Below are 23,668 nucleotides of genomic sequence, written 5' to 3' on the forward strand. Positions count from 1 at the left end.
ACGGGCTGGTGCATCACGGCCGCCTTACTCGAAGCGCAGGATGCGTTCGCCGAACAGCCCGCGCGGGCGGACCAGCAGCACGATCAGCATCAGCATGTACATGGAGGCCTCGGCGGCCGGCGGCAGGAAATAGACCGTCAGCCCGCGCACCACGCCCACCAGCAGCCCGGCCGCCACCACGCCCCAGAACGAGCCGAGGCCGCCGATGACCACCACCACGAACGCGGCGGTGAGGATTTCCGCGCCCATGGCCGGATGCACGCCGGAGATGGGGGCGAGCATCACGCCCGCGAGCCCGGCGAGGCCGATGCCGATGGCGGCGACGGCGGTCAGATAGGGCCGCAGCGAGATGCCGAGCGCACCCACCATGTCCGGGTTTTGCACCCCGGCCCGCACCACGCGGCCAAAGGCGGTGCGCTGGAGCAGCAGCCACAGGCCGAGCACGGCCGCCATGGCCACAAGCAGGATGGCGATGCGATAGCGCGAATAGATGAAGTCGCCGATGAAGACTTGTCCGCGCAGGAATTGCGGGATCGCGAACGGGATCGGCGTGGCGCCGAAGAGCATCCGCAGCGCCTGCTCGATCACCATGGCGAGGCCGAAGGTGAGCAGCAAAGAGAGGATGGGATCGGCGCGGTAGAAGCGCGCGAACAGCACCCGCTCGATCACCATTCCGATCAGCGCCACGCAGAGCGGCGCCGCCACGAAGGCGGCGGGAAAGCCGAAGCGATTGCCCACTTCCACCGCAATATAGGCGCCGATGGCATAGAAGCCGCCATGGGCGAGGTTCACGATGCCGCCGAGCGAGAAGATCAGCGAGAGGCCGAGCGCGATCAGCAGATAGGCGACGCCCACCAGAAGGCCGTTGAGCAATTGCTCGATGAGGAAGACGAGTTCGAGAGGCATGGCGATCTTCGTCCTGAGGGCGATGTATTCGGCCGAAGCGAGAAGCTCCCTCCCCCGCTTTCCCCCTCCCTAACCCCCGCCGCAAGCGGGAGAGGGGATTGGTGGGCTCGGGACGGAGCTTTTCTCCGGTCTCCCGAAAGGGGCTCCCTCTCCCGCTTGCGGGGGAGGGCTGGGGAGGGGGCAGGGCCGGCCTCAGACCGGGAAGGAGCAGGCGTTTTCCGCCGGCGTCGGCGCGATCACGTCGAGCGCGTCGTTCGGGCCGGGCACCGCCTTGCCGAGCACCATCAGGTCCCACTGGTCCTTCACCTGGGCCACGGGCTTGGCGGTGATGGTGTACATCTCCTGGATCAACTGGTGATCCCACGCCCGGTAATAGCCCTCGCGGCCCTTCAGGATGTCGAGCTTGGGCTCCTTCTCGAAGAAGCCGATGATCTGCGCGCTGTCGGTGCTCTTGGTCTCGTTCATGGCGCGGGCGACCGTCTTGGTGGCGACGTAATCGCCCCAGGCCTGGTTTTCCGGCGGCTTGCCGTATTTCTTCACGAACGCGGCGACGAACGCCTTGGAAGCCGGAGCCTCCACGTCGTGGTGCCAGATGCACGGCCACACGCCGCCGAAATTGCCCTTGCCGGCGCCCCAGGCCACGGCGGTGTCGAAGCCGAAGCCGCCGAACGGGAAGGGCAGGCCGAATTCGGCATATTGCTTGATGAAATTGGTGATCTGATTGCCCGCAAGATTGGAGATCACCACGTCCGGCTTCATCTGGCGGATCTTCAGCATATAGGCCGAGAAGTCCGAGGCGTCGGTGGGCACCAGCTCGTCGGCGATCACCTCGCCGCCATTCGCCGCGATATAGAGCTTGGCGACGCGGGAGAGATCGTGGCCGAAGGCATAGTCGGCGGTGAGGAAGAACAGCTTCTTGCCCTTGATCAGGCCGTCGCGCAGCATCGCCGCGCCCACCGCCTTCACATATTGGGTGTTGGCGCCTTCCACATGGAACATGTAGCGGTTGCAATCCTTGCCGCGCAGGGCGTCCGAATTGCCGCCGGTGTTGACGAATACGATCTTGTTGCGCGCCGCCACCTGGGAGATTGCGAGGCAGGAGGCGGAGGAAATCTCGCCGATGATCACAGCCGCCTTGTCGCGCTCGATATAGCGCTCGGCCTTGGAAGAGGCGGTGGCGGGATTGACGCTGTCTTCCATGAGCAGGTTGATCTTGCGGCCGTTCACGCCGCCGGCGGCGTTGATCTCTTCCACCGCGAGCTGCACGCCCATCTGCCCATAGGCGCCGAGCGGGCCCAGAAAGCCGGTGAGCGGGGTGAGATGGCCGAAGGTGATGGTGTCGGCCTGCGCCTTCACGATGGCGGGCATGCCGACGCCGCCCAAAAGGGCGGCGGCTCCGAGCCCCTGGAGGACCCGGCGGCGGGGGAGAGGCGCAGACAGAATCGGGACGGGATGGGGCTTTTCGGTCATGGCGTTGTTTCTTCCCTATGGTTCCGCGCCGGGAACCGCAGGAGGTTTGCGCCTCGCGGGCGGGTCCTCCTTGCATCCGACGACGGAAATGTTGCCGATTGGCGCGGCAATCTGTTATCTGTGATCACACTTAGCAGACGATGGTGATGGAACACAAGCCTCTCCCCGCCGACGACCCCGCTCCGGCAAGCGACGAAACGCTCGGCACCCGCATGGGCCGCATCGTCCGCGTCACGCTGGCGGACACGGTCTATCGCGACCTCAAGGAATTGCTGCTGGCGGGGCGCGCCGCGCCGGGCGAGCGGTTCACGCTGCGCGGGCTCGCGGGCGCCATCGGCACCAGCGCCATGCCGGTGCGCGAGGCGGTCTCGCGCCTCGCGGCCGAAAATGCGCTGGAGGTGCTGCCCAACCGTGCCGTGCGCGTGCCCCTCATGTCGCGCGCGCGGTTCGAGGAATTGCGGCTCATCCGCTCCAGCCTGGAAGGGCTCGCGGCCGAGACCGCTGCGGTGAATGTCACCGATGCGGACCTGGACGAGATCATCCGCTGCGAGCGCGCCTTCGCCGCCGAGCGCGACAAGCCCCGGCCTGACGGCGCCGCCGCCATGCATTACAACAAGGACCTGCATTTCGCGCTCTATCGCGCCGCCCGCCTGCCCACCCTGTTCACCATGATCGAGAGCTTGTGGCTGCAGATCGGCCCGGTGCTGAACCTGGATTTCCAGGCCGGCCCGGAGCGCGTGCGCGCGGGAGAGGCGCATATCCACCACGCCGCCCTGGTCGAGGCCATGCGCCGGCGCGACGGCACGGCGGCGCGCGCGGCGCTGCTGGCGGACATCTGGAGCGCCGGAGACTTCATCCTCTCGCGCGGCATCCTGCCGGACTGAACCGGCGCCGCGCGGACCCAATCAAGAACGGCGAAACGCCGAGGGAGAGACGCCATGGACATGGGAATTGCCGGCCTGCGCACCATCGTGACGGCCGGGGCCGGAGGCATCGGCCTGGAGATCGCCCGCGCCTTCGCCCGCGAGGGCGCGCGGGTGGAAGTGTGCGACGTGGACGAGGCCGCGCTCGCCGCTCTCCCGCAGAGCGATCCCGACCTGACCGGCAGCTATTGCGACGTTTCCGACCGCGCCGGCGTGCAGGTGTTCATGGACGGCGCCCTGGCGCGCCTCGGCGGGCTCGACGTGCTCGTCAACAATGCCGGCATCGCCGGGCCCACGGGCCGCGTGGACCAGATCGACCCCGCCGACTGGGACCGGACGCTGGCGGTGGACATCACCGGCCATTTCAACGTGACGCGCCTCGCCGTGCCGGCGCTGAAGGCGAGCCAAAACCCCTCCATCATCGGCCTGTCATCGGCCGCGGGCCGGTTCGGCTTTCCGCTGCGCTCGCCCTATGCGGCGGCAAAATGGGGGGTGATCGGCTTCATCAAGTCGCTGTCCATGGAACTGGGCGAGTTCGGCATCCGCGCCAACGCCATTTTGCCCGGCTCGGTGGATGGCCCGCGCATCCGCTCGGTGTTCGAGAACAAGGCGCGCGAGCGCAACCTCTCCATGGCCGAGGTGCAGGCCATGGCGCTTTCCGCCACCTCGCTGAAATGCCTGATCCCGCCGCAGCATCTCGCCAACATGGCGGTGTTCCTCGCCTCTCCGCTCGGCGCCACCATCTCCGGCCAGGCGATCGCGATCGACGGCGACATGCAGATGCTGGTGTAGGATAGATCCTCATAGCTTTGACGCCATTGCAGGAGCATCGTCATGCGCGGGCTTGTCCCGTGCATCCACGCGGCACCGCCGGTACCGGCTTTTCAAGGTCCGTGCGGGCGGCCCGGCGTGGGTGGTCGGGGCGAGCCCGGCCATGACATCCTGTCAAAGAAAAGCAATCGTGCGCACCTGCCGTCCGTCGCCTCGACGATCCGCCACGCCGCCGACTGTCGATTGGCCTAGCCCCCGCCGTGCATGCCGCTCGACGCACGCATTCATGCGCAGTTTGCATCACCGCCGGGCGGCGATCGGATGCATGATCGCCGCCGACGCAGGAGAGCGAGAGCGCACCTTGGCCAGAACCCTCTATGACAAGCTGGTGGATTCCCACACCGTCCGCCGCCTCGATGCGGACGGGCGGCAGGTGCTGCTCTATATCGACCGCACGGTGCTCAACGAATACACCAGCCCCCAGGCCTTCACCGGCCTGCGGGAGGCGGGCCGCCCGCTATGGCGCCCCAAGGCGGCGCTCGGCACGGTGGACCATGTGAATTCCACCGCCAGTGCCCGCACCGCGCGGATGCCGGATGACGAGGCCCAGCGCCAGGCGGTCTATTTCGCGGAGAACTGCCGGGACTTCGGCATCGAATTGTTCGACGTGCTGCATCCCCAGCAGGGGATCGAGCATGTGGTGATGCCCGAGATCGGCCTCGTGCTGCCGGGCCTGGTGATCGCCGCCGGTGACAGCCACACCACCACTTACGGCGCGTTCGGCACGCTCGGCTTCGGCATCGGCACGTCCGACATCGAGCATTATCTCGCCACCCAGACCTTGGTGTACCAACGCCTGAAATCCCTGCGCGTGACGGTGTCCGGCCGCCTCGGGCCGGGCGTGCGGGCAAAGGACATCGTGATGGCGCTGATCCGCGACATCGGTGCGTCGGGGGCGACGGGCTCGGCGGTGGAATTTGCCGGCGACGCCATTTCCGCGCTCAGCATGGAAGGCCGCATGACCCTCTGCAACATGGCGGTGGAATGCGGCGCGCGCGGCGCCCTGATCGCGCCGGACGAGACCGTCTTCGCCTATCTCAAGGACCGCCCGCGCGCGCCCAAGGGTGAGCTGTGGGACATGGCCGTGTCCCGCTGGCGGGAACTGGCGAGCGATGCCGACGCGGTATTCGACCGCGAAGTGTGCATAGATGCCGGCGCCATCGCCCCCATGGTGACCTGGGGCACCAGCCCGGACCAGGCCGCGCCCGTCGGCGGGCAGGTGCCCGACCCGGCCCTGGAGGCCGATCCCGATCGGCGGCGCGACATGGAACGGGCGCTGGCCTATATGGGCCTTACCCCCGGCACGGCGCTGGCGGAGATCGCCATCCAGCGCGCCTTCATCGGCTCCTGCACCAATGCCCGCATCGAGGATCTGCGCGACGCGGCGTCCGTGGTGCGCGGCCGCACGGTCGCGCCCGGCGTGCGGGCCATGGTGGTGCCGGGATCGAGCGCGGTGAAGCGGCAGGCGGAGGACGAGGGGCTCGATCGCGTGTTCGCCGATGCGGGCTTCGAATGGCGCCAGTCCGGCTGTTCCATGTGCCTCGCCATGAACGACGACGTGCTGGGCGCGGGGGAACGCTGCGCCTCCAGCACCAACCGCAATTTCGAGGGGCGCCAGGGCGCCGGCGGGCGCACCCATCTCATGAGCCCCGCCATGGTCGCGGCGGCGGCGCTTGCGGGGCATATCGCCGATCCGCGCCCCTATCTGGGAGCCGAATGATGCAGCCCTTCACCGTGATCGAAGGCATCGCCGCGCCGCTGCCGGCGGCCAATGTCGATACCGACGTCATCATGCCCAAGCAATTCCTCAAGGGTGTCGACCGCTCCGGCCTGAAGGAGGGCACCTTCGCCGCCTTGCGCTATGGGCCCGACGGCGCGCCGCGCGCGGATTTCGTGCTCAATCGCGATCCCTGGCGGGCGGCGGCGTTCCTGGTGGTGGGCGAGAATTTCGGCTGCGGATCGAGCCGCGAGCATGCGGTGTGGGGGCTCTCGCAGAACGGCATCCGCGCGCTGATCGGCACCTCGTTCGCCGGCATCTTCTTCGACAATTGCGCACGCAACGGCCTGCTCGCCATCACCCTGCCGGCGGACGACGTGGCCGCGCTTTTGGCGGGTGCGGGCGACCCCGACACTTGCCGCATTGCCATCGACCTGCCGAACCAGATTATTTCTGCCAGCGGGCTTTCGCTGCGCTTCGAGATCGAGGCGACGCGCAAGGAGGCGCTCGTGTTCGGCCTGGACGCCATCGGCACCACCTTGCAGGCGCGCGCCGACATCGCGGCGTTCGAAAGCGCCTATCTCAAGGACAACCCATGGCTGGCGTGAGCGAGACCGCCGACATCGTCTCCCTCGGCCCGGCGCCGCTCATGGCGGGGTTCGAGCTGCTGGACGTGGATGTGGGCGGCGGCATTACCCTGCGCGCCGCGAAGGCGGGAGACGGGCCGCCGCTGTTGCTGCTCCACGGCCATCCCCAGACCCATGTCACCTGGCGCAAGATCGCGCCGGAGCTGGCGCGTACCCACACCGTGATTGCCGCCGATTTGCGCGGCTATGGCGACAGTTCCAAGCCCGCGGGCGGGGAAAACCACCAGGCCTATTCCAAGCGCGAGATGGCGAAGGACCAGATCGCGCTGATGCGCCATTTCGGCTTCGAGCGCTTCGCAGTGGTGGCGCACGACCGGGGCGCGCGGGTGGCGCACCGCATGGCGCTGGATTTTCCCGACGCGGTCGAGCGCCTCGCCCTGTTCGACATCGCCCCCACCGCCACCATGTATGCGCGCACCGACAAGGCGTTTGCCACACGCTATTTCTGGTGGTTCTTCCTGATCCAGCGCTTTCCCTTGCCGGAACGCATGATCGGGAATGACCGCGAATACTTCTTGAACGAGCATATTTCCGGGCAGATCAAGATTTCCGGCGCCACGGAGCCGGCGGCTTTCGCCGAATATCTGCGCTGCTACACGCCGGCGACCATCCACGCCATCTGCGAGGATTATCGCGCCGCCGCCACCATCGACCTCGACCACGATGCTGCGGACGCGGACGAACGCATCAAAGTCCCGCTGCTCGCTTTGTGGGGCGGCCTCGGCACCGTGGGTGCGCTCTATGATGTGCTGGAAACCTGGCGCGAGAAGGCGGACGACGTGCGCGGCTGCGCGATGCCCTGCGGGCACACGCCCCAGGAGGAATGCCCGCGCGAGACGCTCGACGAGGTGCTGGCTTTTCTCGGCTGATCGGGGGCCTATCGCGGTGGCGTGCCGGCGGACGGGCCGCCGGCACGCGGCGCGGCTTATTCCGCCGCGCGAATGTTGAGCTTGGATTCGGCGATCGAGGTCAGCTTCTTGTCGGCCGCCTTTTCCTCGTCGAGATTGCGCTGGAGCACGCTCGCGCAATCCGCGCGGCCGAGGCGCTTGGCCCAGGCGATGAGCGTGCCGTAGCGGGTCATCTCGTAATGCTCCACCGCCTGGGCGGCGGCGGCGAGCGCGGCGTCGAGCACTTCGGCGTCTGCGACTTCGCTCGCGATTTCATCGGCTTCCTTGAGGATGCCGTCGATCGCCGGGCAGGTGACGGTCTTCGCCTCGGCGCCGTGCATGGAGAACACCTCCTCCACGCGTTTCACATGGCCCTCGGTCTCCTTGAGATGGGCCTGGAAGGTGGCCTTCAGCTGCGGATCGCTGGCCTTGTCGATCATGTCCGGCAGCGCTTTCAGGATGCGCTTCTCGGCATAATAAATGTCGCGCAGGGTGTGCACGAACAGATCGTCGAAGGTCTGAATGTCCTTGGAAAAGAAGCCCATGGTGCGGTCCTCGCTGGTGGGAATTGAGCCGGGCGCGCATGCGTCCGCTGCCCCCACAACCCCGCGCTGCACGGGTGGTTCCGAATTTCGATAATTTTTACAAGCTGAAACCAAGCAATTCACGCGATTTCAACTTAAGGCTTGGCAGTAAATATTACACGCACACTTGTTCTTGACCTGTGCCTTTATGCGGGAACTTGGCCGGCTGGCCGCAAGTTCTGATGCCGAACCCGCAGGAGGTTACGCGTATGGACGAAGAACAGGAAAAGATTCGTCAGAAGGCCTATCAGATCTGGCTTGACGAAGGACAGCCCGAAGGGCGCAGCGACGCGCATTGGGACATGGCGCGCGAATTGGTGGCGCAGCAGGAAAATTATCTCTCCACCACCAAGCCGGTGGGCGACGGCGCGCCGCCGGCCGAGGATTCCACCGTCGCCCTCGACAATCAGGGCGATTTTCCCACCCTCACGGACCAAGGGGAAATGGAAGCGCCGCGCAAGGTGCGTCCGCGGCGGTAAACACGCGATCGAGCGGGCCGGCCCTGGCGCGGCCCGTTTTTACAAAGGTGGTCCGCTCATTCCGGTGGCGGGAGCGGATCTTCGCCGGGCCACTCGGCGCACGGGTCCTCGCCCCGCCTGGCGATGCTGCCCCCAATCGGGCTTCCCATTCGGCAAGCCGGTGCTGACAAGATGTCGCAGGGCGCGTACACTCGTGGCAAAACGGGTGTCGCGGCGTGATCGTGGCCTTGCGCGGCTTGCGCTTTCCCCCGCTCCGGGACGTCCCGACAGATCCTCGGGAGGAAGCGCCATGACGATCCGCAATCCAGTTGAGTGGAGTGCCGACCAAGTGCGGCTGACGTTCAATGCCGCGCGGGCGGCAGGGGCGGCGTTCGTGCCGCCGCGCGAGGCGGTCGCCGCGCCCTTGCCGCGCGCCCGGCGCGTCACCTTTGGCGATCTGCGCGAGGTCCTGCGGCGCGGCATCAGTGATTTCGGCGCCTGCCGCAGCGATATCGTCTTCCTGTGCCTGATCTATCCGCTCGCCGGCCTTGTGCTGGCGCGGATCGCGCTCGGCTACGGCATGTGGCCGCTGCTGTTTCCGCTGGTGTCGGGCTTCGCCCTCATCGGCCCGTTCGCGGCGGCCGGTCTCTATGAGATGAGCCGGCGGCGCGAACAGGGGCTGCCGCTGTCCTGGAGCGACGGATTCAAGGTGTTCGCCTCGCCCTCACTCGCCCCGATGCTGGAACTCGGCCTGCTGCTCACGCTCATCTTCGGCCTGTGGCTGGTGGCCGCCATGGCGATCTATGCCGCGACCCTCGGGCCGCAGATGCCGGCCTCCCTCGCGGATTTTGTCGATACCGTCTTCACCACCCCGGCGGGCTGGGCGCTGATCATCTTCGGCGTATCGGTGGGCGCGATGTTCGCGGCCGTGGTGCTCACCATCTCCGTGGTGTCGTTCCCGCTGCTGATCGACCGGCGGGTGTCGATGGGAACGGCGGTCCGCGCCTCGGTGGACGTGGTGCTGCTCAATCCCTTGCCGATGCTCGCCTGGGGCCTGATCGTCGCCGGCTTGCTGCTGCTCGGCGCCTTGCCGGGCCTGATCGGGCTGATCGTGGTGATGCCGGTGCTCGGCCACGCCACCTGGCACCTCTATCGCAAGGCGATCCGCTGAGCGGCTGAGGATGCTGAGGGGGCAGAGGATTCTGACCCGCAATCTTACCGGCGTCCCCGCAGCGCGGGCGCGGACGCCGCTTGGGCTCAATAGGGCGCGACGGCCTCGGCTTGGGCGGCCTTGCGCGCATAGATCAGCGTGAGATAAAGCGCGGGAACGGTGAACAGGGCCATCAGCACATATTCGCCGATATTGCCGAGGTTGAAGAGGCCGCCGAGTGCCCAGCCGGCGGCGATCGCCGTGGCCACCGTCTGGCACGCTACGAACAAAGTCGCGCTCGCGACCGTCAGCATGTGCCGGCCCTTTACCTGCTGTTGCATCCTCGTCTCCTGCCATCCGCGCCGGCGCGCGGGCTGATTTTCAGTGAGGCCTCCGCCGCGCGCTGCCCGGCCGCTTCCAGCGAAGCGCCGGGGCCGCGCGAAAATGTCGGTTGCCTCCGTCCCCCCATGCTTTATTGCCCGCAGCCGCAAGACGCAACGCCGACGACGTCACGGCGCCGGCACCGGCGCCCGCAGGACCCGCCGGCTGGAGGATGAAATGATCCACGAGAGCACGCATGCCGGCTGCGGTATGGTGGCCGCCCCGCACGCTTTGGCGGTGGAAGCCGGCCGCGAGATCCTGCGGGAAGGGGGAAACGCCATCGAGGCGGCGATCGCCACCGCCGCCGCCATCGCCGTGGTCTATCCCCATATGAATCACCTCGGCGGCGACGGCTTCTGGCTGATCCGCGAACCCTCCGGCCGCGTGCGCTATATCGAGGCGTGCGGCTTCGCGGGGGCGAAGGCGACGCAGGCTTTCTACCGCGAGCGGGAGTGCGAGGCGATTCCCCAGCGTGGGCCTTTGTCCGCCCTCACCGTGCCGGGGGCGGTCGGCGGCTGGGAGCTGGCGCTGGAGGCGGCGCGCAGCTTCGGCGGCAAGCTCAGCCTCGCCCGCCTGCTGGAGCCGGCGATCCTGCATGCCCGCAACGGCGTGCCGGTGACGGCCTCGCAAGTGCGCCTGACCGCCGAGAAGAAGGGGGAGATGGACGCCTCCCCCGGCTTTGCCGAAACCTTCATGCCCGGCGGCAAGGTGCCGGAACTGGGGCAGGTGCTCGCCCAGCGCACGCTCGGCGATACGCTGGAGCATCTGGCGCGCGCCGGGCTGGACGATTTCTACCGGGGCGACGTGGGCCGCGAGATCGCCTCCGACCTGGAGCGCATCGGCGCGCCGGTGACACGGGCGGACCTTGCCGCCTATCGCGCGATCCTGCGCGCGCCCCTGTCCCTGCAACTCGCCTGCGGCACGCTCTACAATGCGCCGCCGCCCACCCAGGGGCTCGCCTCACTGCTCATTCTCGGCCTGTTCGAGCGGCTCGGCGTGACGCGGGGCGAGGGCTTTGCCCATGTGCATGGCCTGGTGGAGGCCACCAAGCGGGCGTTCCTGGTGCGCGACAAGGTGGTGTGCGACTTCGACCATCTCAAGCACGATCTCGCTGCCCTGCTTTCGCCTGCCGCGCTTGATGCGGACGCGGCGAAGATCGACATGCACCGCGCCTTGCCCTGGCCGCAGCCGGCGCAGCCCGGCGATACCATCTGGCTCGGCGCGGCGGACAGTTCGGGCCTTGTGGTCTCCTATATCCAGTCGATCTTCTTCGAGTTCGGCTCCGGCTGCGTACTGCCGGCGACCGGGGTGCTGATGCAGAATCGCGGCGCCAGCTTCTCGCTGAACCCCAAGGCGGTGAACCCGCTGCAGCCGGGGCGTCGGCCGTTCCACACGCTCAATCCCGCGCTCGCGGTGCTGCGCGACGGGCGCATCATGGCCTATGGCACCATGGGCGGAGAGGGCCAGCCGCAGACCCAGGCGGCGGTGTTCACCCGCCACGTGCTGTTCGGCGAAGCGCTGGGCGATGCGATCGCCGCGCCGCGCTGGCTGCTGGGGCGCACCTGGGGCTCGGTCAACACCAGCCTGCGGCTGGAATCGCGCTTTGATCCCGATCTGGTGCGCGAGCTGGAGCGGGCCGGCCATGTGCTGGAGGTGCTGCCGGAAGCCTATAGCGACACCATGGGCCATGCCGGGGCGGTGATCCTCCATCCGCGCGGGCATCTGGAAGGCGCCCACGACCCGCGCGCGGACGGCGGCGCGGCGGGCCTCTGAGCCGCCGGGGGGCTATCTCGATCCGGACGCCGGGAGGGCGCGCCGGATCGCGGGCAACCCCAGCGGCCACGCCTTCAGCGCGAGATGGAGCGCGGATTTGCGCCGTCGGTCGGGGGCGAATGAACGGGCGTCCGCATAAGTCCCCGTGGGATCTGCGCTTATTTCGCACCAAAAGCCGAGCTTGCCAGCCGGGCCGAGTGGCGGCAATGTCTGCCCGGAAGACGCCCGGCGGGTGTAAGATGGGGTATCATCTCACCGGGCAGCAGGACACGGGAAGTTTCAGGATGATGATGGACGCTCGGAACGCCGATGCCGGCACGGGGAACGCGCGCGCTGCGCTCGGGCGCGGAGCGGGGCTTCTGACCCGCCGTTCGTTTCTCGCCGGCTCAGCCGTCAGCCTCGGCGCGCTGGCACTGGCCGGTTGCTCGACCACCGACTACATGAGCATGGCCGAGGCGCAGAAGGTCTACGGGCCGCTGCCCAATGAGAAATTTCCGATTCCGGCAGTCGATGTCAGCAAGGTCAATCCGAAGTATTTCCGCAAGACCATTCCTTACGAGACCAAGGAAGCGGTCGGCACGATCGTCGTCGATCCCAGCAATTACTACGTGTATCGCGTGGAGGACGACGGGAAGGCCACCCGCTATGGCGCCAATGTGGGCCGCGCCGGGTTCCTGTGGAGCGGCGATGCCTATGTCGGGCGCAAGAGCGAATGGGCGACCTGGACGCCGCCGAAGGAGATGATCAAGCGCCAGCCGGAAGCGGCCAAATGGGCCAACGGCATGCCGGGCGGCCTCGATAATCCGCTCGGCGCCCGCACGCTCCATCTGTACCAGAACGGCGTCTACACGCTGTACACGATCTATGCGTCCAGCGATCCGGAATCCATTGGGTCGGGTGTCACCAGCGGCTGCGTCGGCCTGCTCAGCCAGGACATGATCGACCTGTACGACCGCACGCCGGTCAAGACCAAGGTGGTCGTGCTGCCGGCCTAGGGCCGATCGACCTTCATGGTTTGACGCCGTTGCAACAGGCCGCCGTCATGCACGGGCCCGTCCCGTGCATCCACGCGGCACCGCCGGCACCAGATTTTCAAGGATCGCGCGGGCGGCTCGGCGTGGACGGCCGGGACAGGCCCGGCCATGACACCCGGTCGTTGAAAGACCATCACGCAACTGCCGTCAGGCGCCTCTACGAGACATCACGCCGCTGAATGTCGGTCGGCCTGGGGCCCTGCCGACATAAACGGTTTCGCGCGAAACCGAGCTACCCGGCGAGGAACTGGCGGTAGGCGGGATTGGGGGTCTCGTCCCAATAGGGATAGCCGAGGCTGTCCAGCCATTGGGTGAAGCGCGGCAGCGAAGCCGGCTCCACCTGGATTCCCGCGAGCACGCGGCCGTGGTCGGCGCCGTGATTGCGATAATGGAACAGCGAGATGTTCCATTCCGGCGCGAGGCTTTCCAGGAAGCGGGACAGCGCGCCGGGCCGCTCGGGGAATTCGAAGCGATAGATGACCTCGTTGCCCAGCCCCGGCACGCGGCCGCCCACCATGTAGCGGACATGGACCTTGGCCATCTCGTTGTCGCTGAGGTCCATCACCTCGTAGCCGGCCGCGCGCAGAAGCGCGATGACCTCCTGCTTCTCCTTCTCGCCGTTCGCCAGCCCGATGCCGACGAAGATCCTCGCCGGTGCATCCGGGCCGGCGAAGCGATAATTGAACTCGGTGATGGAGCGCGTGCCGAGGGTGCGGATGAACTGGCGGTAGCTGCCGGGCTTCTCGGGTATGGTGACGGCCAGCAAAGCTTCCCGGTGCTCTCCCACTTCCGCCCGCTCGGCGATGGTGCGCAGGCGGTCGAAATTGAGATTGGCGCCGCTGTTGATGGCGATCAGGCTGCCGGTGCGCGCCCCGCCGCGCTCCACGTAGGCCTTCAGGCCCGCGAGGCTCAGCGCGCCCGAGGGCTCCGCGATCATCCGGGTATCGTCGAATATGTCCTTGATGGCGGCGCAGATGGCGTCGGTGTCGGCGGTGACCACCTCGTCGAGGAATTCCCGGCACAGGCGGAACGTCTCCCGGCCGACCTGGCGGACCGCGACGCCATCGGCAAACAGCCCCACTTGGTCGAGCATGACCAGTTCACCGGCGGCGAGTGCCGCGCTCATGCTGGCGGCGTCGGTCGGCTCGACGCCGATGACCTTGGTGGACGGGCTCAGGAACTTCACGAAGGCCGCAACGCCCGCGGCCAGCCCACCGCCGCCGATCGGCACGAAGATCGCCTCGATGGGATCGGGGTGCTGGCGCAGGATCTCCATGCCCAAGGTGCCCTGGCCGGCGATCACGTCGGGGTCGTCGAAGGGATGGATGAAAGTCAGATCCCGCTCGGCCTGGATTTCCTTGGCCTTGAGCTGCGCCTCGTCGAATGCGTCCCCGTGCAGCACGACGGTGCCGCCAAGCCGCTTCACCGCTTCGATCTTGATGCTCGGCGTCGTGCGCGGCATCACGATGATCGCATCCACGCCGAGCTTTTTCGCCGCCAGCGCGACGCCCTGCGCATGATTGCCGGCCGATGCGCAGATCACGCCCCGGTCCAGCACCGCGCGCGGCAATCGCACGAGCTTGTTGTAGGCGCCGCGCAATTTGAACGAGAAGACCGGTTGCAGATCCTCACGCTTAAGATGCACCTGCGCGCCCAGCCGCTCGGAGAGGCGAGGCATCAGATCGAGCGGGCTCTCTATGGCGACGTCGTAGACACGGGCGGATAGGATACGCTGGACGTAATCATTCATCGACACTGCGGACGGCTCCCTCGCAGGCAGCACAGCGTGCGCCACACGCGCGGGGCTTATAAGGACTGCCGACGATCTTGACCAGCTTGGCTCCTCGTCAGCGGGGCACGTGATGGCTGCGGGAGAGGCCACACGGCAGGCCCACCAGTGCGCGCACCGAGCGGCGCCTGATCGCGGCCCGCCATCACCCAATCTCAGATAACTGCTTATGTTATCTATATAAAATGCCTCACATCTCCTGATCGCCTCCGGATTTAGGTGGGCCGAAGCTCTGCATTTGACAATGGGATCCCAAATGGGATACTCATCTGCATCCTGATAAATAATGGTATCGGCATAGAAACCGTAGAAAAAATTCGCGTTAAATAACAACATCTCGCGTCGTGATCGCGGCGAACGAGGATGTATATAATATAGGGAGGCCTCTCAGCATGAATACGTTAAATATTTCCCGGCGTTCTCTTCTGGCCGCGGCGGCAGCTATTCCCCTGGTTTCCATCATTGGCAGGCGCGGCGAGGCGGCCGAGTTCACCTGGAAGTTCGCCACCGGGCAGGATCCGACGCATCCGGTGAACGTGCGCGCGGCGGAAGCCATCAAGCGCATCCGCGAAGCCACCGGAGGGCGCGTCGACATCAGCCTGTTCCCCTCAAACCAACTCGGCTCCGACACCGACCTGATCTCCCAGGTGCGCAGCGGCGGCGTCGATCTGCTGAACATCTCTTCGTCGATCGTGGCGACGCTGGTGCCGTTGAGCGGGATGCTGAACACCGGGTTCGCCTTTCCCGACTATGACCACGTCTGGAAGGCCATGGACGGTGCCTTCGGCGATCTGGTGCGCGCGCAGATCACGAAGTCGGGGTTGGTGGTCGCCGACAAGATCTGGAACAACGGTTTTCGTCAGATAACGTCCTCGGGGCGCAAGATCGTCGGGCCTGCCGATCTCCAGGGCTTTAAGATCCGGGTGCCGGTGGCGCCGATGCTGACTTCTCTGTTCCAGGCATTGGGCGCGAGCCCATCTCCGATCAACTTCAACGAAGTCTATTCGGCGCTGCAGACCCGCGTGGTCGAAGGGCAGGAGAACGCCCTCCCGCTCATCTACACCACCAAGCTCTATGAGGTGCAGACCAGCGTTTCCATGACCGACCACGTGTGGGACGGCTTCTGGATCCTCGGCAGCCGCCGCGCCTTCCAGGGCCTGCCGGCCGATCTGCGCGACATCGTCATGGCCGAGCTGAACAAGTCCGCCGTCGAGCAGCGCGCCGACGTGGTGCGTCTCAGCGATTCCCTGCGCACGGACCTGCAGGGCAAGGGGCTCCAGTTCGTGGACGTGGATCGCACCGCATTCCGGGACGCCTTGCGCAAGACCAGCTTCTACACGGACTGGCGCGGCAAGTTCGGCGACGAAGCCTGGAACAAGCTGCAAGACGTCGTCGGTCCTCTCTGACGCGGGGAGGGGATCGCCATGTCTACGGTCAATCTCGATACCGCCGCCATCCCCGAGATGAGCGCCGCCGACATGTCGGCGGTGGCTCGCGCCGAGCGTGGCCTGCGGGGGATAGTGGAAGTGGCGGTCGCCCTGCTGGTCGTCGCCGAAGTGGCCATTCTGTTCGCCGGTGTGGTCTCGCGCTACGTGCTGCACCAGCCTCTGGTTTGGTCGGACGAACTGGCGTCCATCCTGTTCCTCTGGCTTGCCATGCTGGGCGCCGTCGTCGCCTTCTGGCGCGGCGAGCACATGCGCATGACCGCCTTCGTCGGCGTCCTGGGACCCTCGGCGCGGGCCTATTTCGAACTGGTCGCGCTGGCCGCGGCCATGGTTTTCCTCTGCGTGATGTGCCGGCCGGCCTTCGAGTTCGCCTATGAGGAAACCTTCATCGAGACGCCCGCGCTCTCGATCGTTAATGCGTGGCGGGCGGCGGCGCTGCCCACCGGCATGACGCTGATGGTGATCTTCGGGCTGCTGCAATTCTCGCGCGTCGCCAATTGGCGCTGCGCGCTTGCGGCGGTCGCGACGGTCGTGGCGATCACCGTCGTCCTGATGGGCCTTGAACCTGTGCTGCGGCCCCTGGGCAATCTCAACCTGCTCATCTTTTTCGTCGGCATCGTCGCCATGCTGGTGTTCGCCGGCGTGCCCATCGCCTTCGCGTTCGGCCTCGCCACCTTCGGCTATCTCTACCTCACCACCCGCACCCCCATGATCGTGCTGGTGGGGCGCATGGACGAGGGGATGAGCCACCTCATCCTGCTGTCGGTGCCGCTGTTCGTCTTCCTCGGCCTGCTGATCGAGATGACGGGCATGGCCCGCGCCATGGTCGGCTTCCTCGCCAGCCTCCTGGGGCACGTGAAGGGCGGGCTGTCCTATGTGCTGGTGGGCGCCATGTATCTGGTGTCGGGCATCTCCGGCTCAAAGGCGGCCGACATGGCCGCCGTGGCCCCGGTGCTGTTTCCGGAGATGAAGGCCCGCGGCGCCAAGGAAGGCGATCTCGTCGCGCTTCTCTCGGCCACCGGCGCTCAGACGGAGACCATTCCGCCGAGCCTTGTGCTCATCACCATCGGCTCCGTGACCGGCGTTTCGATTTCCGCGCTGTTCACGGGCGGCATGCTGCCCGGCGCGGTGCTGGGCATCACCTTGTGCCTGGTGGTGTGGTGGCGCTACCGCGGCGAGGACCTGAGCAAGGTCAAGGCGGTCAGCGGCAAGGATATCGGCCGCGCCTTCATCGTTTCGGTTCCCGCCTTGGCCTTGCCGTTCCTCATCCGGGCGGCGGTGGTGGAAGGCGTCGCCACGGCCACCGAGGTCTCCACCATCGGCATCGTCTATTCGGTGCTGGTGGGCTTGCTGGTCTATCGCCAGTTCCCGTGGCGGCGGCTGATGCCGATGCTGGTGGCGACGGCGGCGCTGTCCGGCGCCATCCTGTTCATCATCGGCGCCGCCACCGGCATGGCGTGGGCGCTCACTCAATCAGGCTTCTCGAACCAGCTCGCCACCGCCATGGCCGGCCTGCCCGGCGGCTCGACCAGCTTCTTGCTGGTGTCCATCGTCGCCTTCATCGTGCTGGGAAGCGTGTTGGAAGGTATTCCCGCCATCGTGCTGTTCGGGCCCCTGCTGTTTCCGATCGCGCGTCAGATGGGCATTCACGAGGTCCATTATGCCATGGTGGTCATCCTGGCCATGGGCGTTGGCCTGTTCGCCCCGCCATTCGGTGTCGGCTATTACGCCGCGTGCGCGATCAGCCGCGTCAGCCCGGACAAGGGGATGGGCCCCATCGTCGGATATCTGCTCGCGCTCCTGACCGGCCTGCTGGTGGTCGCAGCCGTGCCGTGGATCTCCATCGGCTTCCTCTGAGCCTTCCCGAAACACAGGACAGGGTGGCCGCATCGGTGCGGCCACCGGAACAAGGGCGCGTCCCATGTCGCAGATGATCCTGATCTACGAGCAGCTTCGCGACATCATCCTCTCGCTCGGCATGGAGCCGGGGGAGAGGTTCAGCGAGCGGTCCCTGGAAAGCCGCTTCGATGCTTCGCGCACTCCGATCCGCGCCGCCCTGATGCGCCTGGAAACGGATGGACTGGTGGCCCGTGAGGAACGCGGCTGGATGGTTACGCCGATTTCGCTCGCGGAACTGGAGCAGGCGATCGAATTCCGCCAGGTGATCGAGGTCGAGGTGGTGAAGCTGGCCTGCCTGCGCGCCCAGGGTTCGGATATCGACCTGATCGAAGAGATCCTCGCATCCTGCACGCTGGCCAGCCATCGCTCCGACTGGCATCGCGTCGGCTCGGACTTTCACGTTGAACTGGCCCGCCTGAGCGGCAACCGCTTCTATATGCGTGCGGTCGAGGATCTGATGGTCCGCTTGTCGCGCGCCCGCTGGCTGGAAGTGTGGGACGAAAGCGGGCGCGAGCGTTCCTGGAGCGAACATCGCTCCATTCTCGGACATATTCGTGCCGGCGCCGTCCAGGCGGCCATCGAAGCCGTCGGCGAACACATAACCGGCGTGCGCTCACGCAATTTGGGGAACCGGCTTTCCGACGGTTCCGGCCACACCGTGCGCGGCTATTCAGTCGTAGGGAAGATATGATGACTCAATCCGAAAATCAGAGCGCGTTGACCGGCATCCGCGTCATAGAAATGGGCTCGTTCATTGCCGGACCGTTCTGCGGACAATTGCTCGGGGATCTCGGCGCCGACGTGGTGAAGATTGAGCCGCCCAAGGTGGGCGACGTGATGCGCCAGTGGGGCGTCGCCCAGCTGGACGGCAAGTCGCTCTGGTGGCCGGTGATCGCCCGCAACAAGCGCAGCGTGACGCTGGACCTGCGCGATCCGCGCGGCCAGGAGATCGCGCGCACGCTCATCCAGGACGCCGATGTGCTGGTGGAGAATTTCCGCCCCGGCACGCTGGAGCGCTGGGGCATGGGTCCCGACGACCTGCAGAAAACCAATCCCGGCCTCATCATCGCCCGGGTCTCCGGCTTCGGCCAGACCGGTCCCTACAATCGCAACGTGGGCTTCGGCGCCATCGCCGAGGCGATGGGGGGCTTGCGGATCCTCGCCGGCTTCGCCGACCGGCCACCCCCGCGCGCCGGGCTGTCGATCGGCGACTCTCTGGCGGGCGTGTTCGCTGCGCTCGGCGTGACGGCGGCGCTGGAGGCGCGCCACCGCAGCGGCAAGGGACAAGTCGTGGATGTCGGCATCACCGACAGCGTGCTCGCCGTGCTGGAGAGCGTCCTGTCCGAATACAGCGCCACCGGCTCCTTGCGCCAGCGCACGGGTACGACGCTGCCGGGCATCGCGCCTTCCAATCTTTATCCCACGTCGGATGGCCAATGGGTTCTCATCGGCGGCAACGGGGACGCAATCTTTGCGCGGTTGACGCAGGCCATGGGCGCGCCGCAGCTCGCCACGGATCCCCGCTACGTCAGCCATCGCGCCCGCGGCGCAAACCAGCAGGAGCTGGACGAGATCGTCGCCGACTGGACGCGCACCCTGACGCTCGCGGAACTGCTCTCCATCCTCAAGACGCACGATGTCCCGTCCGGTCCGCTGAACGATGCGGCCGGCATCATGGCCGATCCGCATTTCCGCGAACGCGGTGCGGTGGTGGATGTGGAGAGCGCGGAATATGGCCTCCTCACCATGCAAGGGGTGGCTCCGCGCCTGTCGGAGACCCCCGGTGCAGTGCGCTGGGCGGGTCCCTCGCTCGGCTTCCACACCGAGGACATCCTGCGCGAGCGCCTGGGCCTGAGCCCGGAGGCGATCGCCCAACTCAAAGCCGACGGTGTGGTGTGAACCCCGCCGCGCCCAAGACTTCTCCTACCCGTCATCCGGAACAACATCATGTCCGACATCGCCGTCTTCACCGCCATCCAGAGACTGATCCAGGGGTGCGGTTCGCTCAACCAATTGGCTGACGAGGTGGATCGCCTCGGCAGCCGGAAGATCATGCTTGTAACGGACCCCGGCCTCGTGAAGGCGGGCATCGCCGAACGGGTTCTGAACCTGCTCCAGGGCCGCGAGATCGAGGTGTTCGCGGACGTGGAACCGGACCCGAGCATCGAGACGGTGATCGTGTGTGCCGAGCGCGTCCGCGCCTCCAGATGCGATCTCATCATCGGCCTCGGCGGTGGCAGCGCGCTCGACACCGCCAAGTGTGCGGCCGTGATGGTCAACAATCCCGGCGATGTGGAAGCCTATCTCGGCATCGACAAGGTGGTGAACCCCGGCGTCCCGAAGATCCTCATTCCCACCACCGCCGGCACCGGCAGCGAGGTGACCAACGTTGCCGTGCTCAGCCTGAAGGCGCAGCACACCAAGAAGGGCATCGTCAGCCGGCACCTGTTGGCCGATACCGCGATCCTGGATCCCGAATTGACCCTCGGCCTGCCGGCCTTCACCACCGCCGCCACCGGCATGGATGCGCTGACCCACGCCATCGAAGCCTATGTCTCCCGCTTCGCCCAGCCGTTGACTGACGACTTCGCCCTGAAGGCGATCCGGATGATCGGCGAGAACCTGCGCACCGCGGTCTTTTACGGCCAGAACATCGCGGCGCGCGAAGCCATGCTGAGCGCCAGCCTCTATGCCGGCCTCGCGTTCGGCAGCGCCGCCACCGGCATGGTGCACGGCCTCGCCATGCCGCTGGGCGGGCAGTTCAACATCGCCCACGGCATCGCGAATGCTGTGCTGCTGCCCCATGTGATGCGGTGGAATCTGGTCGCCGCCCTGCCGCGCTATCGCGACATCGCGATCGCATTGGGCGAACCCGTGGAAGGCCTGCCGCTGCGCGCAGCTGCGGAGCGGGCAATCGCGGCGGTGGAAAGCCTCTCGCGCGACATCGGCATTCCGGTACATCTGGACGATCTGGAGGTGCCGCGCAGCGCCATGGACGCACTCGCGCGTGACGGCATGACCAATTTCCGCCAGACCCGCCCCAACCCGCGCGACGTCACCTATGCGGGCCTGATGGACATCCTCGACCGCGCCTTCTTGCCGGAGGCATGATGATGAAGCTCCCCTCAATGGTGCAGATCACCGAAGTCGGCCCGCGCGACGGCTTGCAGAACGAAGCCCGCTTCATGCCCACCGCCGAAAAGGTGCGGCTGATCGAGCAATTGGCGGCCTCCGGCATCCGGGAAATCGAGGTCACCTCCTTCACTCATCCGCGTTGGATTCCCAATCTGGCGGATGCCCAGGAAGTGGTGGCGGCGACCCGCCATCTGAACGTTGAGAGCTTCGCGTTGGTGCCGAACCGGCGCGGGCTGGAGCGCGCGCAGCAGGCAGGCGTCGGCGGCGTCACCTTCGTCTTCTCCGCCACCGATGGCCACAACCAGCGCAATCTCAACCGCTCCACCGAGGCTTCGCTGGTGGAAACGCTGGAATTGCACGCCCATGCGGCGACGCAGGGGCTGCGCCGTCGCATTTCGCTCTCCACCGTGTTCGGCTGCCCGTTCGAGGGCAAGGTCGACCCGGCGCGCATCCATGCCATCGTCGAACGGCTGGTGGAGGGCGGGTGCGACCGTATCGGTCTTTGCGACACGATCGGCGTCGCCAATCCGCTGCAGGTCTACGACCTCTCGCGCCAATTGATCGAGCGCTTTCCCGACGTGGTTTTCGAGCTTCATCTCCACAACACGCGCGGCTGCGCGCTGGCCAACATCCTGGCGGGGCTGGAGGCCGGCATCACCCGTTTTGATACCGCTGCGGGCGGCCTCGGCGGCTGTCCCTATGCGCCGGGCGCCACCGGCAACGTGGCGACGGAGGATGTGGTCTCCATGCTCTCGGAAATGGACATCGCAACCGGCATCGACATCTCAGCCCTCATGACGGCCGACCGGATGCTGGAGGACTGGCGGGGCCAGCCGCTCGACAGTTCGGTCTGGCGCGTCGCGCAACGCGGCTGCGCCGCAGCGGTCGCCTGAACAGGCGGCCGTCGAACACCCTTGCTCTGGAGTATCAGACATGAACGCCCCCCTCGTGCCCGACGCGCGGAACACCTACGGCAATTTCATCGCGGGCAAGGAGGCGCAGTCGGCGGATGGCCGCACCTTCGTCTCCTTCAACCCGACCACCGGAAAGCCCTGGGGCACGTTCGCGGATTCCTCCGCGCACGACGTGGATGCGGCGGTGAACGCCGCCTCCGCCGCATTCTCAGGGCCGTGGGGTGCGCTCTCGCCCACCCGGCGCGGGCGCCTGCTGATGAAGTGGGGCGACAGGATCGCCGAGCATGCCGAGCGCATCGCCGCCATGGAGACGGCCCAGAACGGCAAGCTCTACAGCGAGATGCGCACGCAGGCCACGATCGTGCAGGACTGGCTCTATTATTTCGGCGGCCTCGCCGACAAAGTCGAAGGCACGGTCATCCCGCTCGATCGCACCAGCGTCTTCAACTACACGCTGCGCGAGCCCCTCGGCGTGGTGGCGGTGATCGTGCCGTGGAACTCGCCCACCTTCCTGACCATCATGGCGCTCGCGCCCGCACTCGCGGCGGGCAATACCGTGGTGATCAAGCCGTCCGAGGTGACGTCGGCATCGGCGATCGAGCTGGCGCGGCTCGCGGTGGAAGCCGGCATTCCGCCGGGCGTCGTCAATGTGGTCACGGGGCTGCGGGGAACCGGCGAAGCGCTGGTGGATCACCCGAAGGTGGCCAAGATCAATTTCACCGGCGGCGATGCCGGCGGGCGGGCCATCGCGTCGGCGGCCGGCAAGCGGCTGGTGAGCTCCATTCTCGAACTGGGCGGAAAGAGCCCGAACATCGTGTTCGCGGATGCCGACCTGGACCGGGCGGAAGCCGGGGTCCTCGCGGGCATCTTCGCTGCCGCCGGACAGACCTGCGTGGCCGGTTCCCGCGCCTATATCCAGCGACCCATCTACGACCGCTTCGTGGAGCGGCTGGTGGGACGGGCCAGCGGCATTGTGCTCGGCGACCCGATGAAGGCCGAGACCCAGATGGGCCCGGTCGCCACATCCACCCAGCTCGCCAAGGACGAGAGCATGGTGCGGCAGGCGGTGGCGGACGGGGCGGAGATCCTGTTCGGCGGCGCCCGCGCCAGCGTGGCGGAATTTCCCGACGGCTATTTCTTCTCGCCCACCATCCTGCACAATGTGGATGCATCCAATTGCCTGGTGCGCCAGGAAGTGTTCGGGCCGGTGCTGGCCGTCATCCCGTTCGACGACGAAGCCGAGGTGCTCCAGGCGGCGAACGATACCCCGTTCGGACTTGCTTCCGGCGTGTGGACGCGGGACTTGCGGCGGGCGCACCTCATGGCGCGGCGCCTGCAGGCGGGCACGGTCTGGATCAACACCTACCGCGCGATGGCCTTCAACTCCCCCTTCGGCGGTCACAAGGACAGCGGCCTCGGCCACCAGAACGGCATTGGGGCGATCCAGCAATATCTGCAGACCAAGAGCGTATGGTGCGAATTGAGCGAAGAGATCCAGGATCCCTTCGTGATCAAGGCTTAGGATCCGCTATGCTTTGAGGTCGTCCTTCCGGCCGATGCATCTGCGCGCGCAGCCAGGGGCGTTCATGCCGCCCTTGGCTGAGCGAAGCATTTTTTGGCCGTCTTCCAGAACCGGCGCATTTCTTGTATCCAGCACGGGATACGAGAGGGCCCCTGAGCACTCTGGCGCCCCGCCAGTCTGTGAACGATCTGGGACAAGGCAAG

Annotated in this window: 21 protein-coding genes; 16 read left to right on the forward strand and 5 right to left on the reverse strand. The window is 66.8% G+C overall.

Annotation, left to right across the window (positions count from 1 at the left end; genetic code table 11):
- Positions 1–24 precede the first annotated feature (24 nt).
- Positions 25–906, reverse strand: coding sequence for a branched-chain amino acid ABC transporter permease (locus tag V5F78_RS02580; protein WP_394066810.1), 882 nt, complete (start codon positions 904–906; stop codon positions 25–27).
- 192 nt (positions 907–1,098) lie between these two features.
- Positions 1,099–2,376, reverse strand: a complete 1,278-nt coding sequence (locus tag V5F78_RS02585; RefSeq protein ID WP_394066809.1) for an ABC transporter substrate-binding protein — start codon at positions 2,374–2,376, stop codon at positions 1,099–1,101.
- A gap of 146 nt (positions 2,377–2,522) precedes the next feature.
- Here V5F78_RS02585 and V5F78_RS02590 point away from each other — a divergent pair, with 146 nt between their 5' ends.
- The 5 genes from V5F78_RS02590 (at position 2,523) to V5F78_RS02610 (ending at position 7,363) form a co-directional block, all read left to right on the forward strand.
- On the forward strand, positions 2,523–3,260 hold the full coding sequence (locus V5F78_RS02590) for a GntR family transcriptional regulator (protein WP_394066807.1): 738 nt from the start codon (positions 2,523–2,525) through the stop codon (positions 3,258–3,260).
- Positions 3,261–3,314: 54 nt separating this feature from the next.
- A complete protein-coding gene (locus V5F78_RS02595; RefSeq protein WP_394066806.1) occupies positions 3,315–4,091 on the forward strand; it encodes an SDR family oxidoreductase in 777 nt (258 codons plus the stop codon).
- A 304-nt stretch (positions 4,092–4,395) separates the two neighbouring features.
- Complete coding sequence (leuC, locus tag V5F78_RS02600; protein WP_394066805.1) at positions 4,396–5,850, forward strand: 3-isopropylmalate dehydratase large subunit; 1,455 nt, start codon at positions 4,396–4,398, stop codon at positions 5,848–5,850.
- Positions 5,847–6,455 (forward strand): 3-isopropylmalate dehydratase small subunit, encoded by a 609-nt coding sequence (gene leuD, locus V5F78_RS02605; protein WP_509276537.1) that lies wholly within the window; start codon positions 5,847–5,849, stop codon positions 6,453–6,455. The genes leuC and leuD overlap by 4 nt, the downstream gene beginning before the upstream one ends.
- Positions 6,443–7,363 carry an alpha/beta fold hydrolase gene (locus V5F78_RS02610; RefSeq protein WP_394066801.1) on the forward strand — a complete coding sequence of 307 codons (921 nt, stop codon included), beginning with the start codon at positions 6,443–6,445 and terminating at the stop codon, positions 7,361–7,363. Before leuD ends, V5F78_RS02610 begins: the two co-directional genes overlap by 13 nt.
- 56 nt (positions 7,364–7,419) lie before the next feature.
- Here V5F78_RS02610 and V5F78_RS02615 read toward each other — a convergent pair whose 3' ends face one another.
- A complete protein-coding gene (locus V5F78_RS02615; RefSeq protein ID WP_394066904.1) occupies positions 7,420–7,926 on the reverse strand; it encodes a YciE/YciF ferroxidase family protein in 507 nt (168 codons plus the stop codon).
- Between the two features lie 248 nt (positions 7,927–8,174).
- On the opposite strand from V5F78_RS02615, the gene V5F78_RS02620 reads away from it, so the two are divergent.
- Positions 8,175–8,444, forward strand: coding sequence for a DUF2934 domain-containing protein (locus V5F78_RS02620; protein ID WP_394066799.1), 270 nt, complete (start codon positions 8,175–8,177; stop codon positions 8,442–8,444).
- Between the two features lie 289 nt (positions 8,445–8,733).
- Positions 8,734–9,594, forward strand: a complete 861-nt coding sequence (locus V5F78_RS02625; protein WP_394066797.1) for a DUF2189 domain-containing protein — start codon at positions 8,734–8,736, stop codon at positions 9,592–9,594.
- A gap of 86 nt (positions 9,595–9,680) precedes the next feature.
- Here V5F78_RS02625 and V5F78_RS02630 read toward each other — a convergent pair whose 3' ends face one another.
- The gene (locus V5F78_RS02630; protein ID WP_394066795.1) at positions 9,681–9,914 is read right to left on the reverse strand and encodes a hypothetical protein; all 234 of its coding nucleotides are present in this window, start codon (positions 9,912–9,914) and stop codon (positions 9,681–9,683) included.
- A 217-nt stretch (positions 9,915–10,131) separates the two neighbouring features.
- Between V5F78_RS02630 and V5F78_RS02635 the strand changes: the two genes are divergently transcribed.
- Together V5F78_RS02635 and V5F78_RS02640 are read left to right on the forward strand one after the other, a co-directional pair.
- Positions 10,132–11,727 carry a gamma-glutamyltransferase family protein gene (locus tag V5F78_RS02635; RefSeq protein ID WP_394066794.1) on the forward strand — a complete coding sequence of 532 codons (1,596 nt, stop codon included), beginning with the start codon at positions 10,132–10,134 and terminating at the stop codon, positions 11,725–11,727.
- 284 nt (positions 11,728–12,011) lie between these two features.
- Positions 12,012–12,722, forward strand: a complete 711-nt coding sequence (locus V5F78_RS02640) for a L,D-transpeptidase (RefSeq protein WP_394066792.1) — start codon at positions 12,012–12,014, stop codon at positions 12,720–12,722.
- A 271-nt stretch (positions 12,723–12,993) separates the two neighbouring features.
- Here the strand turns inward: V5F78_RS02640 and ilvA are convergent, their stop codons facing one another.
- Positions 12,994–14,517: a threonine ammonia-lyase, biosynthetic gene (gene ilvA / locus V5F78_RS02645; protein ID WP_394066790.1), complete on the reverse strand. Its 1,524-nt coding sequence runs from the start codon at positions 14,515–14,517 to the stop codon at positions 12,994–12,996.
- Between the two features lie 425 nt (positions 14,518–14,942).
- Here ilvA and V5F78_RS02650 point away from each other — a divergent pair, with 425 nt between their 5' ends.
- From V5F78_RS02650 to V5F78_RS02680, 7 genes are all read left to right on the forward strand, one after another.
- Positions 14,943–15,956: a TRAP transporter substrate-binding protein gene (locus tag V5F78_RS02650; protein ID WP_394066788.1), complete on the forward strand. Its 1,014-nt coding sequence runs from the start codon at positions 14,943–14,945 to the stop codon at positions 15,954–15,956.
- A 57-nt stretch (positions 15,957–16,013) separates the two neighbouring features.
- Entirely contained in the window at positions 16,014–17,852 is a 1,839-nt protein-coding gene (locus V5F78_RS02655) for a TRAP transporter large permease (protein ID WP_394066902.1), read from the forward strand.
- 64 nt (positions 17,853–17,916) lie between these two features.
- Positions 17,917–18,585 (forward strand): GntR family transcriptional regulator, encoded by a 669-nt coding sequence (locus tag V5F78_RS02660; protein ID WP_394066786.1) that lies wholly within the window; start codon positions 17,917–17,919, stop codon positions 18,583–18,585.
- Complete coding sequence (locus V5F78_RS02665) at positions 18,585–19,793, forward strand: CaiB/BaiF CoA transferase family protein (protein WP_394066784.1); 1,209 nt, start codon at positions 18,585–18,587, stop codon at positions 19,791–19,793. The genes V5F78_RS02660 and V5F78_RS02665 overlap by 1 nt, the downstream gene beginning before the upstream one ends.
- Positions 19,794–19,841: 48 nt before the next feature.
- Positions 19,842–21,005 (forward strand): iron-containing alcohol dehydrogenase, encoded by a 1,164-nt coding sequence (locus tag V5F78_RS02670; protein WP_394066782.1) that lies wholly within the window; start codon positions 19,842–19,844, stop codon positions 21,003–21,005.
- A gap of 2 nt (positions 21,006–21,007) precedes the next feature.
- Complete coding sequence (locus V5F78_RS02675) at positions 21,008–21,922, forward strand: hydroxymethylglutaryl-CoA lyase (protein ID WP_394066780.1); 915 nt, start codon at positions 21,008–21,010, stop codon at positions 21,920–21,922.
- A 40-nt stretch (positions 21,923–21,962) separates the two neighbouring features.
- The gene (locus V5F78_RS02680) at positions 21,963–23,465 is read left to right on the forward strand and encodes an aldehyde dehydrogenase (protein WP_394066779.1); all 1,503 of its coding nucleotides are present in this window, start codon (positions 21,963–21,965) and stop codon (positions 23,463–23,465) included.
- Positions 23,466–23,668 lie beyond the last annotated feature (203 nt).

It is taken from the genome of Roseixanthobacter glucoisosaccharinicivorans, from assembly GCF_043195095.2.
Lineage (GTDB): Bacteria > Pseudomonadota > Alphaproteobacteria > Rhizobiales > Xanthobacteraceae > NCEH01.